The organism is Rhodococcus sp. NPDC059179, from assembly GCF_042754885.1.
Classification (GTDB): domain Bacteria; phylum Actinomycetota; class Actinomycetes; order Mycobacteriales; family Mycobacteriaceae; genus Rhodococcus_G.
The window spans coordinates 508,793-525,980 of sequence record NZ_JBHZBV010000001.1; the positions used below are offsets into that span (position 1 = coordinate 508,793).

Below are 17,188 nucleotides of genomic sequence, written 5' to 3' on the forward strand. Positions count from 1 at the left end.
TCCGCGTCCGTCGGGCCCCCGCCACCGGACGGGATTCGAAATCGACTTGCGCACAAGCGATTCCACAGAATCTGAGGGCAGACACCCGCGACCGAACGGAAGAACTGTCACAGTGACGTATCGTCCGCGGGTGTCTGGACCCGGAAGAACCGGCCTATCCGGGCGACTGAGACTCCATCATCTCGACAATCCGCTGGAGGTCCTCCACGGAGCCGAACTCGACGACGATCTTGCCCTTCCGCTTGCCGAGGCTCACCGTGACGCGGGTGTCGAAGGAGGAGGAGAGCCGCTCCGCGACGTCCTGGAGGCCCGGCATCTGGATCGGCTTGCGCTTGGCGGCGGGGGCCGGCATCGGCTCGCCCTCCCGGTTCGCGAGCGTGACGGCCTCTTCGGTGGCACGCACCGACAGCCCCTCCGCCACGATCCGAGCGGCCAGCAGTTCCTGCGCCTCCGGCCCAGCCTCGAGCGACAGCAAGGCCCGGGCATGGCCGGCCGAGAGCACCCCGGCCGCAACCCGCCGCTGCACGGGGATCGGCAGCTTGAGCAGACGGATCATGTTCGTCACCACCGGACGGGAGCGACCGATCCGAGTTGCCAGTTCGTCGTGAGTGACGTTGAACTCTTCGAGCAGCTGCTGGTAGGCAGCGGCCTCTTCGAGCGGGTTCAACTGCACCCGATGGATGTTCTCCAGCAGCGCGTCGCGAAGCATCGACCCGTCGTTCGTCTCCCGCACGATCGCGGGGATCCGCTCGAGCCCCGCCTCCTGGCTGGCCCGCCACCGGCGTTCGCCCATCACGAGCTGGTAGCGGTCGGGGGCGACCCGGCGAACCACGATGGGCTGCATCAGCCCGAACTCGCGAATCGAGTGCACGAGTTCGCCGAGGGCTTCCTCGTCGAACACGTGGCGGGGCTGCTTGGGGTTCGGCTCGATCTGCGCCGCGGCGATCTCCCGGTACACGGCCCCGACGGGGGAGAGGTCCACCCCTACGCCGTCGGTCACCTCCGCGCCGTCAATCGTCACGACCGCGCCGTTCACCGGAGCAGGCGCAACCGGAACCTCGGCGGCCGTTTCTTGGTCGTTCGGGGTCGGGGCGGCCGGGGTCGGCTTCACCTGAACGGGCGCGGTCGCGTTGCCGATGATGACATCGGCGGCGGCGCTTCCGAGGCGGGGTCCCCCCTCCGGGCCGGTGGGAATCAGCGCGGCGAGGCCTCGCCCGAGACCACCTTTGCTTCTCTGGCTCACTGCTGCTCCTGCGAGTTGATCGTTGCGGTCCGGGCCGCGAGTTCCCGCCCGGCATCGAGATAGCTCATTGCGCCCCGCGAACCCGGGTCGTAGTCGAGGACGGTCATTCCGAACCCGGGTGCCTCCGACACCTTCACGCTGCGCGGGATCACCGCGCGCAGGACGCGGTCGCCGAAGTGTTTGCGCACCTCCTCGGCGACCTGGTCAGCCAGCTTGGTGCGACCGTCGTACATGGTCAGCAACACGGTGGAGACGTGCAGGTCGGGGTTCAGGTGAGACTGCACCAACTCGATATTGCGGAGCAGCTGGCCGACCCCCTCGAGCGCGTAGTACTCGCACTGGATGGGAATGAGGACCTCGTTCGCCGCTACGAGGGCATTGACGGTGAGGAGCCCGAGCGAGGGCGGGCAGTCGATCAGGATGAAGTCCGCGTCGATCGCGGCGAGCGCCTTCTCGGAGAGGGCGTTCTTCAGTCGTCCCTCCCGCGCGACCATGGAGACCAGTTCGATCTCCGCGCCGGCCAGGTCGATCGTTGCGGGAATGCAGAAGAGCCGGTCGTGGTGCGGGCTCTGCTGGATGGCCTCGGCCGCAGACACCTCACCGATCAGCAGCTCGTAGCTCGACGGGGTGCCCGAGTGGTGCGGCACGCCGAGCGCGGTGCTGGCATTGCCCTGCGGGTCGAGGTCGACGACGAGAACCCGGAGTCCCTGGACCGCCAGCGCCGACGCGAGGTTCACCGCCGAGGTGGTCTTGCCGACCCCGCCCTTCTGATTCGCAATGGTGAGCATCCGCCTGGTCTTCGGCCGGGGGATGGTCACCGTATGCGGATGCAGGACCTGGCTCGCGCGCTGCGCCGCGGCGCCGATCGGGGTGTCCACAGGGGAGATCCCGGCATACGCAGCGGGCGCCGGATACGGGTTCTCGTCGTTGTCGGTGGTGGAACTCGAGGCATCGTGCGCTGTTTCACGTGAAACAGTGGATTCGGGTCCACCCGACATAGATTGCTCCTTCACTGGACTTGCCTGCTTGATCGTCGCATTCGCACACGAGCGCACGATGACGTAGTCATCGGCGATGAGATCGCCGGGAGACTCGCTCCGCCCGAACCACAATGGTCGGAGTGGGAAGAAGGTCGACACCGCACTCGACGATCTCTAGCTTGCCAGCACCCATACGGGTAAGGGAAGCGCGATCCCGGGAAATCTCCTCGGCCGCACTGGAACCCTTCATCGCGAGCATCCGACCGCCCTCGTGAATCAACGGAATGGACCATCGCGCAAGCTTCTCCAGCGGCGCGACCGCACGCGAGGTGACGACATCGGCTCCGCCGACCTCCTTGATCACACCCGGCTGTTCGGCGCGACCGCGCACAACGAGGATGTCGAGCCCCACCGATTCCGCGAACTCCGCGAGATAGACCGACCGTCGCAACAGCGGCTCCACGAGGGTGACCCGGAGGTCGGGCCGCGCGATCGCGAGGGGGATGCCGGGGAGGCCGGCGCCGCTGCCGACGTCCACCACCGACTCGCCCTCGCCGATCAGCTCTCCGATCACCGCACAGTTGAGCAGGTGCCGTTCCCAGAGCCGGGGGACCTCCCGTGGCCCGATCAGTCCGCGTTCGACGCCGTCGGTCGCGAGCGAAAGGTGGTACTTTTCGGCGAGTTCGAGGCGGTCTCCGAAGAGGGTGCGGGCGGCGTCGGGCATGTCCTCGGACTCGATGTGTTCCACGTGAAACATCCTCCCGTGACGCGCGCCATTCCCCAAACCCTGACGGTGTGATTCTGCACCGCAATGGGCGACGCCGCCCGGGTTACGCGCCGCGCGCGATCGAAGCACCCCGAAGTCGATCGCGGGAGACGCTTGCGGTCCGGGAATTCCGGGACGTTCGTTGGTGGCGACGACGTCCGAGCCATATCCCACAGTTGGTGGGGGAGGGGAGGGGCTCCGGCGCTCTCGGTGTCGTGTCCCGGTGCGCCGTCGCTGGGAGGTGTTCTGTTCGCTCGCCAAGGGCGGTTCCCCGGTTGTCGCGGCATCCTGGGACCGAGGCCCTGATCCGGTATCGAACGTCGATGGACGAGGCTCCGGCACGACCGCGTCGCGGTCGCCCGCGCGGATCGCCCCTTTCCCGGGCACCGGGAGACGTCGAGGGATCGGCAGATCGGTGGATCCGTCTCCCGCCGAGATCCGTGGGGCGTGGATCATTCGTCGCCGTCGAGCACCGCGCTCCGGGAAACCCGCGATGGATTCACGTGAAACATCCGGCCCGCGCTCCGCACCGGCCTTGTCGCCGCCGGAGCACGAGACCGGGTGGCGAGGCGGACTCGCCCACCCGGTGCGCCCAAGAAGCGACCCCGGGCCGGATCCGGCGTCGACGCCGCACAGGATCGGAACCCAACTTCACCGCGCGCGACTGCAGTCCGAGCACACTTCATCGCTGAGTGCCCGACGAAACCTGCGTCGACGACGGCGCAACCGTCCGAAGGGCGCGCTTGGCTCCGGTTCCCGAGATCCGCGGAATCACCAGGATCGTCGCCCTGTCCGTGCTGCCGCCCCGGCTGACGATGGCGAGGCCGTTCGTTGCGCGGCTATGCAGCTGGGATGACAGCGCAGAGACGAAGTCTGCTGTGCCTCATTCGACACCAGGAACGGCGTCGTCGCATGAACATCGTCCCGACCCGACTGCCGGCATCGGCGCAGTGGGCCATCCGCTGCTCGACGATGCGCCCGTATCTGGCGTCGACAGCGGTCTTCGTGGACGGGGCTTATTCCTTGCCGTTCCAAGCGTGCGGCTTCGCCCGGAGCCCAGGCGGATATCGAAACGGGGCAGGCTCCGCGCGGAGCGGACGCAAGGCGTCCTGAGCGGACGACGTCCGGTAGGCCTGGGACGAGATAGCGGGCGCAGGATCGACCCGGGTGCAGGCAAGGACCTCGGCACCGGCGGGAGCCGGATGTTTCACGTGAATCCGTCCGATCCGGGTGCCCGCGCTGGCCTCGAACCACACGGAGACCAAGCCTCGAGGAAGGCGCCGCTCCCTCCGGGCGATCGGTCCGGCTCCGGATGGATCAGCGCAACCACGCGGGTCTGGACGCACCGGTGCGAGGCGGCAGTCGGAGACGGTGCTCCATCACGGACAAGGGATGACTATCCGGGAGATCCCGCGGACCACGGGAAGCGGGGCCGGGCGGTAGTCGGTGGCCGCGGTCCGTCGCGGGCAAGTGTCGACGACCCGGGCGATCGGGCGAATCTGGGGCCGGGACCAGGCGCCCGTCGTGGACATCCGGAATGTCGTTCGCTCGACGCCGCTGTCACGATCACCCGCACAGCCGAGGGGGGCGACTGCGGGGCCAACGAGATTCGTTGCGCACACGGCTGGGTCCGGGTCGAACCCTCGTGGTCGACATGGCAATCGCGCACGGCGGCCGCCGCCGCAGGCCGCGTCGCGAACAGGCCGGCTCGGGTTGCACGCCGGAGAACCACGGCAGCATCGACGGACGGCACGGCCGGGCACCGGAAGTCGCCGCGATTGCGGCCGAACACGGCCCACCCCCGGCCGCGAGGATCCGCCCTGCACGAGTCCGAACGCATGACCGTGCGCACACCGAATCGTCACGGTGACAATGTTTCACGTGAATCCGAATCCGCTGTCGCGAAGCCCCGCGGTTCCGCCGCGCGAACCAAGTGGCGGGCCCACGATGCATCGGCCGATTGATCGGCGCGGATCGCCCTGAGGTCTAGACGCGCGAACTAGGGCGTGTCTCCTAATCCCTCTCGGATGCACCTGACGAGACAATCGTCGTCCGGCAAGCCTAGGAGTCGCTCCGCGGGCTCCGCTCGTGCGCGGAGGAGGAGCCAATACCGCTGTTGTATCGGCGACGACGACAACGCCGCAGGGCGGCGATTGGACGTCAGGTGCGCCGAAATGGGGATTGGGAGACATGCCCTAGACCCACCCGACCCACTCGCCGCGCTCCACCGCGACCTGTCGAACCACGCCACCACCCTTGAGAATCTCGTCGTCATCTGCGACCACGAGGTCGTGATCTTCGACGATGACGACGACGGACCTGCGCCGGTTCTCAGCAGGGTGATCACTCCACCACCGACCGCTCCGCGAACACCAATCGCTCCGCGCCGCACCGTCAGGGATCCGTGGGTCGACGTGCCGCCGCCCAGACCCGGCTCGGCCCGGTGTGGTCGGCGATGCGCAGCCGACCGCGACCGCGTCGTAGAAGACGGCCGGCGCCCGTGCCGGCGTATCGATCCCGGAATGGCCGCCTCGGCCCGCCCGACGATCCACCTCCACGCCTCCCGATCGGGCGAAGCAGGCGAACCGGTTCACGTCATCCTCCGCACTCCGCCCACCCGCTTCGAGTCACTCGATCGAACCGATCACGAGGCACCCGAACCTTGTGAACCGCCGCCCGCATCCCGGTGGGGGAGGGGAGGGGTCGAGCCCCGAGCCTGAGGACTCCTCGCGTTTCACGTGAAACCGACGCGAGTCGACCCACGGTCAATGTCAGCCGCCGCGCAGACAACTGACCCCGCCTCACCGAGCCTGTTCACATCGTGGCCCTCCGGGGCAGGCCCCGGACCACGGGGAACGCAATCCGTCAACAGATTGATCCACCGAGTGTGGATAACTTCGGAGCCCATCATCCGCGGCCACCCCAACCCCCGGATCACCCTCGACTCAACCGGCGGGCAGCACGGGCGACGAAACCCGAACGCCCACCCCTTCCGGCCGCACCCGCCGATCACAAGTTGGTCCATGGGGTGGACCTACCTTCTAAGAAACCCGGGTTGCGACCGACCCGACGGGGCAGCCGACCCGAATGAGCCCCCGACCTGATTCGTCAGTGTGACGAAAGGGCCGCGACAGTCGGCAGGCAGGGAAATCGCCTGCAAAGCCGGCAGGAAACGCCGTCGCGCGCCCCGGGTCGATCATCAACGGCCTCCGACGGTGGCACAGAGCCAGACGCCGTCAGGCCCGCCTTGACATGCCGATGGCGCAGATGTCAGGATTTACCTGACAGGCGATTGGGAGAAGGGTGGGAATGATGGGAGACCTCATCGAGAGGGCGCTCGCGGCGAACGTCGGTGACGCGTCGGCGGCGGTGGTCGCCACGGGCGTGATCGAGGCCGGCCACCAAGCAGACCTCATCCTGGGGACAGGGCCGGTCCCGGGTTCCGCGGAGTGGCAGGCCGAGGAGGGGACCGATCGCCCGGCGCAACGCCAGCTGGCCTGGCAGCTCGCCTGTCTGCGCATCCAACTGGCCGCCGGGATCGACTCCGTGGAGACCGTGATGAGCCTGCGGCGTTTCGGGGCAACGTGGGCCATCATCGGTCGGGCGGCGGGCGTGACCCGCCAGTCGGCACACGAGCGGTGGGGCCGACAGGTCGCGGCCATTCTCGACCCCTACGGTGCCGGGATGCCGCCCGCGGTCCCAGACGATGATCCGGTGGCGCCGTAGGCGATCCGGCGTTCGGACCGCGCAAGGAGTCGCCACGGGACGGGCCCTGGAAGGCCCGAGAAGCGGCGATGGGCCCCCACCAAATGGCGGGAGCCCATCGTTGGACGCATCCTGGCGGATGCGGCACCGATCAATCCTTGAGCACGACCACGCGGCGCGAGGGCTCCGCGCCCTCGCTCTCGCTGGAGACGCCGTCGATCTTGGCGATCGCGTCGTGCACGATCTTGCGCTCGAACGGGGTCATCGGCGTCAACGACTCCGGCTCTCCCGACGCCAGCACCCTCTTCGCGGCCGCGACACCGATCTCGCTGAGCTCGGTCCGACGGCCGGCGCGCCAGCCCGCGATGTCGAGCATCAACCGGCTGCGCTCGCCGGTGACCTGCTGCACAGCCAGTCGGGTCAGTTCCTGGAGGGCGTCGAGGACCTCACCCTTGCGCCCCACCAGCTTCGACAGGTCGTCGCCGCCGTCGATGCTGACCATCGCGCGGTCACCCTCGACGTCGAGATCGATGTCGCCGTCGAAGTCGAGGACGTCGAGCAACTGCTCGAGGTAGTCGCCCGCGATCTCGCCCTCCTCGATCAGCTCGTCCTCGGAATCCACTGTCTCCGAATCGGATTCCACGACCTCGGGCTCGGTCTCGACCACCACGTCCGACACGACCTCGTCAACTCCGTCCTGTCCGATTTCCGGATCATTCGCCATCGTCGTCTCTTTTCTTGAATCAGCGCTTGCGCTTGGGCTTGGTGGTCTTCCCTCGATTGCCGGCGGGACGCGCGCCCGGCTTCGGGGCTTGGCCGGGGGCCGCTCCCTGATCGGTGCCATCCGACTCGCCTGCCGTGTCGGCAGCGGGGGAGGGCTCGGCCGCGGTCGCGGACTTTCGCTTCTTTGCCTGGTCCGGTCGTGCGCCGGGCTTCGGTGCGTTGTCGGCGCGGCGCTCGAGCGCGGCCTGCTTCTTCTCTTCTTCCTCCGCGTCGATTCGACGGAAGACGAGGTGCTGCTGCGCATAGGTCCAGATGTTGTTCGCCACCCAGTACAGCAGGATGGCGATCATCAGGAACGGACCACCGACGAGCACGCCGAGCGGGAAGACCCACAGCGCAAGCTTGTTCATGATCGCGGACTGCGGGTTGGCGGCGGCGGCCTCGCTCTGCCGGGCCACCGAGGCGCGCGAGTTGAAGTGCGTGGCGATCGACGCGATCACCATCAGCGGGATCGCGACGGCGGCGATGTTCACGATCGTCGGGATGCTGCCGTAGAGGCCGTACGTCTCGAGCTGCGCCTTCGGCGTCGTGATGGCGACCGAGATCGGCGCGCCGAACAGACGGGCGCTCAGGAACGACTGGACGTCCGCCGCGCTGAAGAAGTAGTTCGCGGTGTTGGCGTTCTCTTCGGCCGTCATGCCCAGCTGGCCGAAGCCTTCGCCGGTGCGGTTGAAGGAGCGCAGCACGTGGAACAGGCCGATGAACACCGGCGCCTGCAGCAACACCGGCAGGCAACCCATGATCGGGTTGAAGCCGTGTTCCTTCTGCAGCTTCTGCATCTCCAACGCCATCCGCTGGCGGTCCTTGGAGTACTTCTTCTGCAGCGCCTTGATCTGCGGCTGGAGTTCCTGCATCTGGCGGGTGGTGCGCACCTGCTTGACGAAGGGCTTGTACAGGATGGCACGCAGCGTGAACACGAGGAACATGACGGACAGCGCCCAGGTGAAGCCGCTGTTCGGTCCCAGGAACGGGATCGCGCCGAACACCTTGTGCCAGACCCACAGGATCCCGGACACCGGATAGTAGATGAAGTCGAGCACGGCTCTATGTACTCCTCTGTTCGTCCACTTCGAGCAGACAGTGGGGTTGCTTGCCAGTATCTCTACCGGATCGCGCGGCTCCTACGGCCGTGAGGGCTTCTTCACGGCGGGGCCTGCGCGGCGGAACCGGATCCCAGCCTCCAGGGTGCCAGGGCGCGCACTTGAGCAGGCGCACCACGGTCAGCCCGAGCCCCACCACGGCGCCGCGCTCACGCAGGGCATCCACGGCGTACTCGCTGCAGGTGGGCGTGAATCGACAGGTCGGCAGGCGCAGGGGTGAGACGTAGCTGCGATACAGCTCGATGACGAAGATGAGTATTCGCGCGGGGGCACGCCGCATCGCCGTCCACCAGGACGGGGGGCCACCGGAAATCTCGGTCATGCCGAATTACCCACGCTGACAAGAAGATTGAGCTTACGAAGACCGGACCTCAGCTGCCGGTCCAGATCCTGGGAGGACGCGGTCGCGGCGCCGGGAAGCGCACGGATCACCACGTTGACGCCCTCGGGCAACTCGTGGACCAGGCCCACACAGATATGACGAAGCCGGCGTGCGACTCGATGTCGAATCACCGCCGGCCCGACAGCCTTGCTTACCACCAGCCCAAATCGCGGACCCGGGTCACTCACCAGTGCGTCAACGTTAACCCCGGCGAGAGCGTGAACAACCACATCCCGCCGGGCCGCTCGCTGACCTCGTCGAACGGTGGACGCGAAGTCCGCCTTCCGACGCAACCGATGCGGCTCAGGTAGCACCCCGAGCTCCCGAAGTCTGGATCAGGCGGTGAGGGAAGCGCGGCCCTTTTGGCGACGCGCAGAAACGATGGCGCGCCCGGCACGGGTACGCATACGGAGACGGAAGCCGTGAACACGCGCGCGGCGTCGGTTGTTCGGCTGGAACGTCCGCTTGCCCTTGGCCACGGTGAACACTCCTCATAGATCATCGGCGTCGTCCGACGCCATCTGTAACTGAAAATTGGTGGTCCCCGGCGACGAAATCTCGACGGCACCAGCGTTGACCGAGATGGCCAGCAAGCAACCGTCACCTCGACTTCGGGTGACTGTACGAGGGTACGCAGCGCCGGACGCAAGGTCAAACTCGGACTCCCAGGGACACGCCACGCCCCCCGGAATGCTGGTGTTCACCGGTCGAGTGTGCCGCCGCCCCACGCGACCGGATGCCGCCCGGGTCCGCCGCCACCTGTAAGCCAGCTAACACCCGGTTTCCGCCCTCACCGGCCCGCGGCGAGGCGGCCCGATCGGCCACTCGATGTCATCGTCGCAGGTGAGCTCTGTGCGAATCAAGATCACCCCGCCGAGGAGGGCGCTGTACTCACAGCCCTGTGCTTTATCCACATCTGTGGATAATTGTGTGGAATTACAGATCAGGTGGCATATTCGTATCTCTGCGCGGGGAAGTTATCCCCAGGGTGGGAGAGCTCAGCGATCAGGCAACACGTGATCAGCCATCACGTGATCGGCCAACATCGTGATGAGTCCTGTGCGACTCCCTCCCACATCGATTTTGGGGAGGGACGACTTGACCGAGGAAGCAATCACCCTGGAACAGGTCTGGGTGGATGTGCTCACCGAGTTGACGTCGGATGAACCACCCGAGGGCGGTCCGCAGCTGACCAAGGCGCAAAAGGCCATGCTGGCATTGGTGCGGCCGCTGACCTTGGCGCAGGGATTCGCGTTGCTGTCGGTGCCCTCGTCCTTCGTTCAGGAGGCGATCGAGCGGGACCTTCGCGAACCGATCCTGCAGGCGCTCAACCGGCACATCGCCGCGGGCGTCGAGGGCCTCGGTGTCCGGATCGCGCCGCCGTCGGCCGAGCCGGTTGCATCGGTACCCGCCGCACCCGCCTCGCCTGCCGTCGAGGACGCGTCGAGCGAGCCCTCCGCCCCCAGCGTGCCGACCTTCCGTCGCCGTCGCCTGAGCGCCGTCGAATCCGAACCATCCGATTCCGAGACGCTGGACTACGAGGAGGTCGACGAGGACCGCGAGGCCATCGCGAGCGTGAACGAATCGTGGCCGTCGTACTTCACCAAGCCGCCCGCCGACGCGCCCGCGGCCTCCGGCGGCAACAGCCTCAACGCCAAGTACACCTTCGACACGTTCGTCATCGGCGCCTCCAACCGGTTTGCCCACGCCGCCGCCGTCGCCATCGCGGAGGCGCCCGCGCGCGCCTATAACCCGCTGTTCGTCTGGGGCGCGTCGGGTCTTGGCAAGACCCACCTGCTGCACGCCGCCGGTCACTACGCGCAGCGGCTGTTTCCCGGGATGCGGGTGAAATATGTCTCCACCGAGGAATTCACCAACGACTTCATCAACAGCCTCCGCGACGACCGCAAAGTCGCGTTCAAGCGGCGGTACCGCGAGACAGACGTGCTGCTCGTCGACGACATCCAGTTCATCGAGGGCAAGGAGGGCATCCAGGAGGAGTTCTTCCACACCTTCAACACCCTCCACAACGCGAACAAGCAGATCGTCGTCTCGTCGGATCGCCCGCCGAAGCAGCTGGCGACCCTGGAGGACCGGCTCCGGACCCGATTCGAGTGGGGCCTGATCACCGACGTCCAGCCGCCCGAACTCGAGACGCGAATCGCGATTCTCAGCAAGAAGGCGCGGATGGATCGCCTCGACGTTCCACACGACGTTCTCGAGCTGATCGCCAGCCGCATCGAACGCAACATCCGGGAACTCGAGGGCGCGCTGATCCGCGTCACCGCGTTCGCCTCGCTGAACCGGCAGCCGCTCGACCTGACCCTGGCCGAGGTGGTCCTGCGCGACCTGATGCCGGACTCGTCGAGCCTCGAGATCAACGCGGCCACGATCATGGCCGTGACCGCCGAGTACTTCAGCACCAGCATCGAGGACCTCTGTGGTCCGGGTAAGGCCCGCCCGCTCGCACAGGCCAGGCAGATCGCGATGTACCTGTGCCGCGAGCTGACCGATCTCTCGCTGCCGAAGATCGGTCAGACCTTCGGCCGCGACCACACCACGGTGATGTACGCGGACAAGAAGATCCGCAAGGAGATGACCGAACGACGGAAGGTATACGACCAGGTCCAGGAGCTGACCGCCCGGATCAAGCAGCGTTCCAAGCGCTGACGCCCGTTCGCACCTTGGCCCCGCCACCGGCGGGGCCATTCGTGTCATCCGGTCATTCCCGTGCCGTCGCCGCAATCGCCGCGCCCACCCCACCGGAAGGGTCCCGGACGGCGGAAGTGACGGTTCCAAGCCCCGCAGTGGCCCGCGACTCGCCGACCTTATGTGATTTTCGCGAAACTACTCACACCTGTGGACAAACATGTGGACAACCCCGCGAACCTGTGGATGAACCGGGCCCGACTCGTGAACAACAAAATCCCATCCACAGCGGGGTCCGATCTGTACACGTTTCCTACCTCGGGCCATCCCCACGGCGCCACACCGGCGGACCAGCGGATTACAACCTTCGTCCACAGAATCCACAGTGCCTATTACTACTGCTGATCTCTACCTGTAATTCCATCTTTGAAAACAGGTCCTGTGGACCGCGACTGCTCACACCCGACCGAACCGGCCGGCAAAGCCCGGTTCCGGCGTGGGTTTCGGCTTTCAACTTCGCCGCGAAGGGCATACGGTGTGCTTCTGCCGTGTCACACTGCTGGCATCCGCAGATATCCATGCCTACGGAGAGGATCAGCCGAGCGATGGAGCTTGGAAGTATGAAGTTTCGTGTCGCTCGGGAGGATTTCGCGGATTCCGTCGCGTGGGTCGCCCGCAGCCTTCCCTCCAGGCCTCCCGTACCGGTCCTCGGTGGTGTCCTCATCTCGGCAGACGAGCAGGGACTGACCATTTCCGGCTTCGACTACGAGGTTTCCGCGCAGGTCCGGATCTCCGGCGAGGTCTCCGTTCCAGGCAAATCCCTGGTCTCCGGCAAACTCCTCGCCGACATCACCCGGTCGCTGCCCGCGAAGCCGGTCGACGTGACCGTCGACGGCACCCGCGTCCTGATCACGTGCGGCAGTGCCAAGTTCTCGCTCCCGACGATGCCGGTCGAGGACTATCCCCAGCTCCCCGAACTCCCGCAGCAGACCGGCTCCCTCCCTGTTGACGTCTTCGCCGAGGCCATCGGCCAGGTCGCGATCGCGGCGGGCAAGGACGACACGCTGCCGATGCTCACCGGTATCCGGGTCGAGATCGAGGGCACCAATGTCGTGCTCGCCGCGACCGACAGGTTCCGCCTCGCAGTCCGCCAGATCGAGTGGACTCCCACGAATCCCGACACAAGCGCGGCCGTGCTGATTCCCGCAAAGACGCTGTCTGAATCAGCGAAAACTCTTGGTGGAGTGTCAAGTTCGCCGGTCGAGCTGGCATTCGGCGCCGGTTCCTCGGTTGGATCCGAGGGACTCCTCGGTATCGTCGGCGAGGGTAGGCGCACCACCACCCGCCTGCTCGATGCGGAGTTCCCGAAGTTCCGCCAGTTGCTGCCGACGGAACACACCGCGATCGCCACCGTCGAGGTCACTCCGCTGGTCGAGGCGATCAAGCGTGTTTCCCTCGTCGCCGACCGCGGCGCCCAGGTCCGGATGCAGTTCTCCGCGGATGGACTGTTGCTGGCCGCGGGTGGGGACGACGCCGGCCGCGCCGAGGAGGCACTCGAAGCGCAATTCCAGGGCGAGCCCCTCACCATCGCCTTCAACCCCGGATACCTGATCGACGGCCTCGGCTCGCTGCACACCGAACGTGTCTCCTTCGGGTTCACCACTCCGAGCAGGCCCGCGGTCCTGCGACCGGCCCCCGAGGAGGAGCCGGTACCCGGTGAATCCGGCACCTTCGCGGCGCCGGAAACCGACTACACCTACCTGCTGATGCCCGTCCGCCTGCCGGGCTGAACCCGAGAAAGCCCCCGTAACAGCGCCACCCGCGAGTGAAGGGAAGCCGAACAATGCAGCTGGGACTGGTCGGTCTGGGCAAGATGGGTTTCAACATGCGCGATCGGCTCCGCGCACACGGTCACGAGGTGGTCGGCTACGACCCTCGCCCAGAGGTGACGGATGTCGAGTCGCTGGCCGCGCTCGCCGGCGCACTCCAGGCGCCGCGAGTGGTGTGGGTGATGGTCCCGTCGGGCACGGTGACCAGGGAGACCATCACGGCGCTCGCCACGGTGCTCGACGAGGGCGACCTGGTCGTCGACGGCGGCAACTCCCGCTTCACCGAAGACAAGATCCACGCCGAGCAGCTCGCCGAACACGGCATCGGATTCCTTGATTGCGGTGTGTCAGGCGGCATTTGGGGCCTGGAGAACGGATACGGCCTGATGGTCGGCGGCTCGGATGCCGACGTGGCCCGCGTGCTGCCGGTCTTCGACGCGCTCCGTCCCGAGGGTGAGCGCGCCGACGGTTTCGTCCATGCGGGCCCGGTCGGTGCGGGGCACTACTCGAAGATGATCCACAACGGCATCGAATACGGCCTGATGCACGCCTACGCCGAGGGCTTCGAATTGCTCGAGGCCGAGGACCTGGTCACCGACGTGCACGGGGTGCTGCGGGCCTGGACCAAGGGCACCGTCGTCCGGTCCTGGTTGCTAGACCTCCTGGTCAAGGCCCTGGACGAGGATCCCGATTTTGCCGAGATCTCGGGCTATACGGAGGATTCCGGCGAGGGTCGGTGGACGGTCGAAGAAGCGATCAACCATGCGGTCCCCGCTCCCGTGATCTCCGCCGCGCTGTTCGCACGGTTCGCCTCCAGGCAGTCCGACTCGCCTGCGATGAAGGCCGTCTCGGCGCTGCGCAACCAGTTCGGTGGTCACGCGGTACAGCGGGTGTCGGAATCCGGATAGGTGTTCGTTCGTAAATTCACGCTCAGGGATTTCCGATCCTGGGACGGCATCACCCTCGAACCCGGGCCGGGGGTCACCCTGTTCGTCGGGCCCAACGGGCACGGCAAGACGAACCTGCTCGAGGCGCTCGGCTACCTGTCCGCCCTGTCGTCGCATCGTGTTTCGACCGACGCACCGCTGATCCGGGCCGGTGCGGGCCAGGCCCAGATCGGCGCGGTGGTCGTCAACGACGGCCGCGAACTGGCGATCGACCTCGAGATCAACGACGGCCGGGCGAACCGCGCGAGGATGAACGGATCCCCGGTGCGGCGACCACGCGAAATCCTGGGCGTCTTGCACAGCGTCCTGTTCGCTCCCGAGGATTTGTCCCTGGTTCGCGGCGACCCTGGGGACCGGCGTCGCTACCTCGACGAACTGCTCTGCTCCCGACTCCCGCGGATGGCCGCGGTCAAGGCGGACTACGAGAAGGTGCTCCGGCAACGATCGGCCCTGCTCAAGACCGCGGGCAGCGCGTTGCGACGGGGCAGTCGATCGACAGATGGCACGAGTGCCCTTGCCACCCTTGATGTTTGGGACGGACATCTCGCCGCGCACGGAGCGGAACTCCTGGCCGGTCGGTTGCGGCTGGTCGCCGAGGTCGGCCCGCACGTCGCTACCTCGTACCGTGGCATCGCCCCCGAGTCCCGGCCCGCCTCGATCAGGTACCGGAGCAGCCTCGGCGCCTCGATGCCCCCGGAACTACTCGAGCCGGATCACCACTGGACTCGGGATGACGTGGAGTTGCTGGAGGCGAGCTTCCTCAATGAGCTCGCCGTGTCCCGGCAGCGTGAGATCGATCGCGGTGTCTGCCTGGTCGGGCCGCACCGCGACGATCTGGAACTGCACCTCGGCGACCAGCCGGCAAAGGGTTTCGCCAGCCATGGCGAGTCCTGGTCGTTCGCCCTTTCGCTGCGGCTCGCCGCCTTCGCGCTGTTGCGCGCCGACGGTACCGATCCGGTGCTGATGCTCGACGACGTGTTCGCCGAGCTCGATCGCACCCGGCGGAGCGCGTTGGCCGCCGTGGCTGCGGATGCGGAGCAGGTGCTCATCACCGCGGCTGTCGCGGAGGATGTGCCGGCGGAACTGGACGCGACGAGGTTCGGCATCGAGGCCGTCACCACCGCGGCAGGCCGGATCTCCCGGCTCGTCTGAGCCCCGCCCCTATCATCGACGACACACGGAAGGGAGCGCGGATGGCAGACGAGACGATCCCCGCACGAGGCGGCGACGCGGAATCCGGGGATACCCCGGCAGCGGGCGCCGAGCCCGTCGCGGAGCTGCGCGGAATCGATCTCGCCCGGCGGGCCCTGGAGGAGGCACGGGCCGCCGCGAAGGCCAGTGGCAAGTCCGTCGGACAGGGACGCTCGTCGCCCAAGGCCCGGCTCCGTCCGGGTACGGGGAGGCGGGGCTGGTCCGGGGCCGGTCCGGACGGGCGGGATCCGCAACCCTTCGGAGCGTTGACCGGTGCGGTCGCCAAGAGCCGGGGCTGGTCGCCGCGGGTCGCCGAGGGCACGGTCCTCGGCCGCTGGCAGCAGGTCGTCGGGGAGGACATCTCCGCGCACGCGGAACCGATCGCGCTGCGCGAGGGCGTGCTGAGCATTTCGGCCGAGTCGACGGCGTGGGCCACCCAGCTGCGGATGCTGCAGTCCCAGATCCTGGCAAAAATCGCTGCGGCCGTCGGTGACGGAATCGTGACGAGCCTGCGGATCACCGGACCCACCGCGCCGAGCTGGCGCAAGGGCGAGCGGCACATCAAGGGGCGCGGCCCGCGGGACACCTACGGCTGAGCCGACCCCTGGATGTACGTATAACTCCGTGTTACGGTTACTTCGCCATACAGTGAATGAGCCGTGTCACAGGCATCCCGGGTATCGGGTGCCGGAGGAGATTCCATGTCCATCGAGAGCGCGCACGTCACCGCCGTCGCCGAGCCGGACCACATCCTGCTGCAGGCCCGCGACGTGGAATTCGACTGGTCCGACCTGCCGATGCACTGGGTCGAGGGCGATCCGTTCACCACCCACGTCTTCAACGTGATGCACATCCTGCTGCCGGCGGGGGAGGACTGGTTCGTCGAGACCTTCAAGGAGGCTCTTCCCCTCATCGAGGACGAGAAGCTGCGCGACGACGTTGCGGGCTTCATCGGCCAGGAGGCGATGCACTCGCACGCGCACTCCGGCGTACTCGGGCACCTCGCGGCGAAGGGGCTGGACACCACCCCGTACACCGATCAGATGAACTGGCTGTTCACCACGCTGCTCGGGCCCCGCCCCCTCACCGCAGGCCGCAGGGAAAACTACCTTGTCGAACGCCTCGCGCTGATCGCAGCGATCGAGCATGTCACGGCGTTCCTCGGGGACTGGGTACTCAACGCCCGGCAACTCGACACCGCCGGAGTGCACCCGACGATGCTGGACCTGCTCCGCTGGCACGGTTCCGAGGAGGTCGAACACCGCTCGGTGGCCTACGACGTCATGCGGTACTTCGACAAGCGGGAAAGTCGCCGGCTGCGCACCCAGCTGGTGGCGACCCCCGTCCTGGTGTACCTGTGGATCCGGGGCACCCGCTTTCTCATGGCCAACGATCCCGAACTCGCGCACTGGGCGCCTGCCCGGCGCAGGCCGCGCTTGTCGGACTTCCGGGCCGCCGGCCGTAGGGGCGTGCTGCCGACGTCGACCGACCTGGTCAGGCGGATGAGCCGGTACTTCCGCCGGGACTACCACCCCTCCCGCGAGGGGTCCACCGCGCAGGCCGCGGCGTACCTCGCGTCGTCGCCCGCCGCACAGGCCGCTCTCCGCTGACCC

15 protein-coding genes are annotated in these 17,188 nt (G+C 67.3%); 7 read left to right on the forward strand and 8 right to left on the reverse strand.

Annotated elements, in window-relative coordinates; all coding sequences use genetic code 11:
• Positions 1-154: 154 nt before the first annotated feature.
• The 3 genes from ACFXMV_RS02300 to rsmG all read right to left on the reverse strand — a co-directional run bounded on the left by ACFXMV_RS02300 (position 155) and on the right by rsmG (position 2,980).
• Positions 155-1,243, reverse strand: a complete 1,089-nt coding sequence (locus ACFXMV_RS02300) for a ParB/RepB/Spo0J family partition protein (RefSeq protein ID WP_378501091.1) — start codon at positions 1,241-1,243, stop codon at positions 155-157.
• A complete protein-coding gene (locus tag ACFXMV_RS02305) occupies positions 1,240-2,241 on the reverse strand; it encodes an AAA family ATPase (RefSeq protein WP_378502626.1) in 1,002 nt (333 codons plus the stop codon). The genes ACFXMV_RS02300 and ACFXMV_RS02305 overlap by 4 nt, the downstream gene beginning before the upstream one ends.
• A 67-nt stretch (positions 2,242-2,308) precedes the next feature.
• On the reverse strand, positions 2,309-2,980 hold the full coding sequence (gene rsmG / locus ACFXMV_RS02310; RefSeq protein ID WP_378501089.1) for a 16S rRNA (guanine(527)-N(7))-methyltransferase RsmG: 672 nt from the start codon (positions 2,978-2,980) through the stop codon (positions 2,309-2,311).
• 3,321 nt (positions 2,981-6,301) lie between these two features.
• On the opposite strand from rsmG, the gene ACFXMV_RS02315 reads away from it, so the two are divergent.
• Positions 6,302-6,715, forward strand: coding sequence for a hypothetical protein (locus ACFXMV_RS02315; protein WP_378502373.1), 414 nt, complete (start codon positions 6,302-6,304; stop codon positions 6,713-6,715).
• Positions 6,716-6,845: 130 nt separating this feature from the next.
• On the opposite strand, the gene ACFXMV_RS02320 is transcribed toward ACFXMV_RS02315, so the two are convergent.
• The 5 genes from ACFXMV_RS02320 to rpmH are packed head-to-tail and all read right to left on the reverse strand — an operon-like array spanning position 6,846 to position 9,438.
• Positions 6,846-7,418, reverse strand: coding sequence for a protein jag (locus ACFXMV_RS02320; protein WP_378502625.1), 573 nt, complete (start codon positions 7,416-7,418; stop codon positions 6,846-6,848).
• A 19-nt stretch (positions 7,419-7,437) separates the two neighbouring features.
• On the reverse strand, positions 7,438-8,517 hold the full coding sequence (gene yidC, locus ACFXMV_RS02325; protein ID WP_378502624.1) for a membrane protein insertase YidC: 1,080 nt from the start codon (positions 8,515-8,517) through the stop codon (positions 7,438-7,440).
• A gap of 4 nt (positions 8,518-8,521) precedes the next feature.
• Positions 8,522-8,899, reverse strand: a complete 378-nt coding sequence (gene yidD / locus ACFXMV_RS02330) for a membrane protein insertion efficiency factor YidD (RefSeq protein ID WP_378502128.1) — start codon at positions 8,897-8,899, stop codon at positions 8,522-8,524.
• Positions 8,896-9,273, reverse strand: a complete 378-nt coding sequence (gene rnpA, locus ACFXMV_RS02335) for a ribonuclease P protein component (RefSeq protein WP_378502127.1) — start codon at positions 9,271-9,273, stop codon at positions 8,896-8,898. The genes yidD and rnpA overlap by 4 nt, the downstream gene beginning before the upstream one ends.
• A 21-nt stretch (positions 9,274-9,294) precedes the next feature.
• Positions 9,295-9,438: a 50S ribosomal protein L34 gene (rpmH, locus tag ACFXMV_RS02340; protein ID WP_072754329.1), complete on the reverse strand. Its 144-nt coding sequence runs from the start codon at positions 9,436-9,438 to the stop codon at positions 9,295-9,297.
• A gap of 619 nt (positions 9,439-10,057) precedes the next feature.
• On the opposite strand from rpmH, the gene dnaA reads away from it, so the two are divergent.
• The 6 genes from dnaA to ACFXMV_RS02370 all read left to right on the forward strand — a co-directional run bounded on the left by dnaA (position 10,058) and on the right by ACFXMV_RS02370 (position 17,185).
• Positions 10,058-11,629: a chromosomal replication initiator protein DnaA gene (gene dnaA / locus ACFXMV_RS02345; RefSeq protein WP_378502623.1), complete on the forward strand. Its 1,572-nt coding sequence runs from the start codon at positions 10,058-10,060 to the stop codon at positions 11,627-11,629.
• Between the two features lie 584 nt (positions 11,630-12,213).
• Positions 12,214-13,398, forward strand: a complete 1,185-nt coding sequence (gene dnaN / locus ACFXMV_RS02350) for a DNA polymerase III subunit beta (protein WP_378502622.1) — start codon at positions 12,214-12,216, stop codon at positions 13,396-13,398.
• A gap of 35 nt (positions 13,399-13,433) precedes the next feature.
• The gene (gene gnd / locus ACFXMV_RS02355) at positions 13,434-14,345 is read left to right on the forward strand and encodes a phosphogluconate dehydrogenase (NAD(+)-dependent, decarboxylating) (RefSeq protein WP_378500918.1); all 912 of its coding nucleotides are present in this window, start codon (positions 13,434-13,436) and stop codon (positions 14,343-14,345) included.
• Entirely contained in the window at positions 14,346-15,536 is a 1,191-nt protein-coding gene (recF, locus tag ACFXMV_RS02360; RefSeq protein WP_378500919.1) for a DNA replication/repair protein RecF, read from the forward strand. It begins immediately after the preceding gene.
• 41 nt (positions 15,537-15,577) lie between these two features.
• Positions 15,578-16,171 carry a DUF721 family protein gene (locus ACFXMV_RS02365; protein ID WP_378500920.1) on the forward strand — a complete coding sequence of 198 codons (594 nt, stop codon included), beginning with the start codon at positions 15,578-15,580 and terminating at the stop codon, positions 16,169-16,171.
• 105 nt (positions 16,172-16,276) lie between these two features.
• Complete coding sequence (locus ACFXMV_RS02370) at positions 16,277-17,185, forward strand: metal-dependent hydrolase (RefSeq protein WP_378500921.1); 909 nt, start codon at positions 16,277-16,279, stop codon at positions 17,183-17,185.
• Positions 17,186-17,188 lie beyond the last annotated feature (3 nt).

What these genes read in the sequence shown, in the direction of transcription:
- ACFXMV_RS02305 (WP_378502626.1), bottom strand. Translation starts at nt 2,241, where the DNA reads ATGTCGGGTGGACCCGAATCCACTGTTTCACGTGAAACAGCGCACGAT.
- rsmG (WP_378501089.1), bottom strand. Translation starts at nt 2,980, where the DNA reads ATGTTTCACGTGGAACACATCGAGTCCGAGGACATGCCCGACGCCGCC.
- ACFXMV_RS02315 (WP_378502373.1), top strand. Translation starts at nt 6,302, where the DNA reads ATGGGAGACCTCATCGAGAGGGCGCTCGCGGCGAACGTCGGTGACGCG.
- ACFXMV_RS02320 (WP_378502625.1), bottom strand. Translation starts at nt 7,418, where the DNA reads ATGGCGAATGATCCGGAAATCGGACAGGACGGAGTTGACGAGGTCGTG.
- yidD (WP_378502128.1), bottom strand. Translation starts at nt 8,899, where the DNA reads ATGACCGAGATTTCCGGTGGCCCCCCGTCCTGGTGGACGGCGATGCGG.
- dnaN (WP_378502622.1), top strand. Translation starts at nt 12,214, where the DNA reads ATGGAGCTTGGAAGTATGAAGTTTCGTGTCGCTCGGGAGGATTTCGCG.
- ACFXMV_RS02365 (WP_378500920.1), top strand. Translation starts at nt 15,578, where the DNA reads ATGGCAGACGAGACGATCCCCGCACGAGGCGGCGACGCGGAATCCGGG.
- ACFXMV_RS02370 (WP_378500921.1), top strand. Translation starts at nt 16,277, where the DNA reads ATGTCCATCGAGAGCGCGCACGTCACCGCCGTCGCCGAGCCGGACCAC.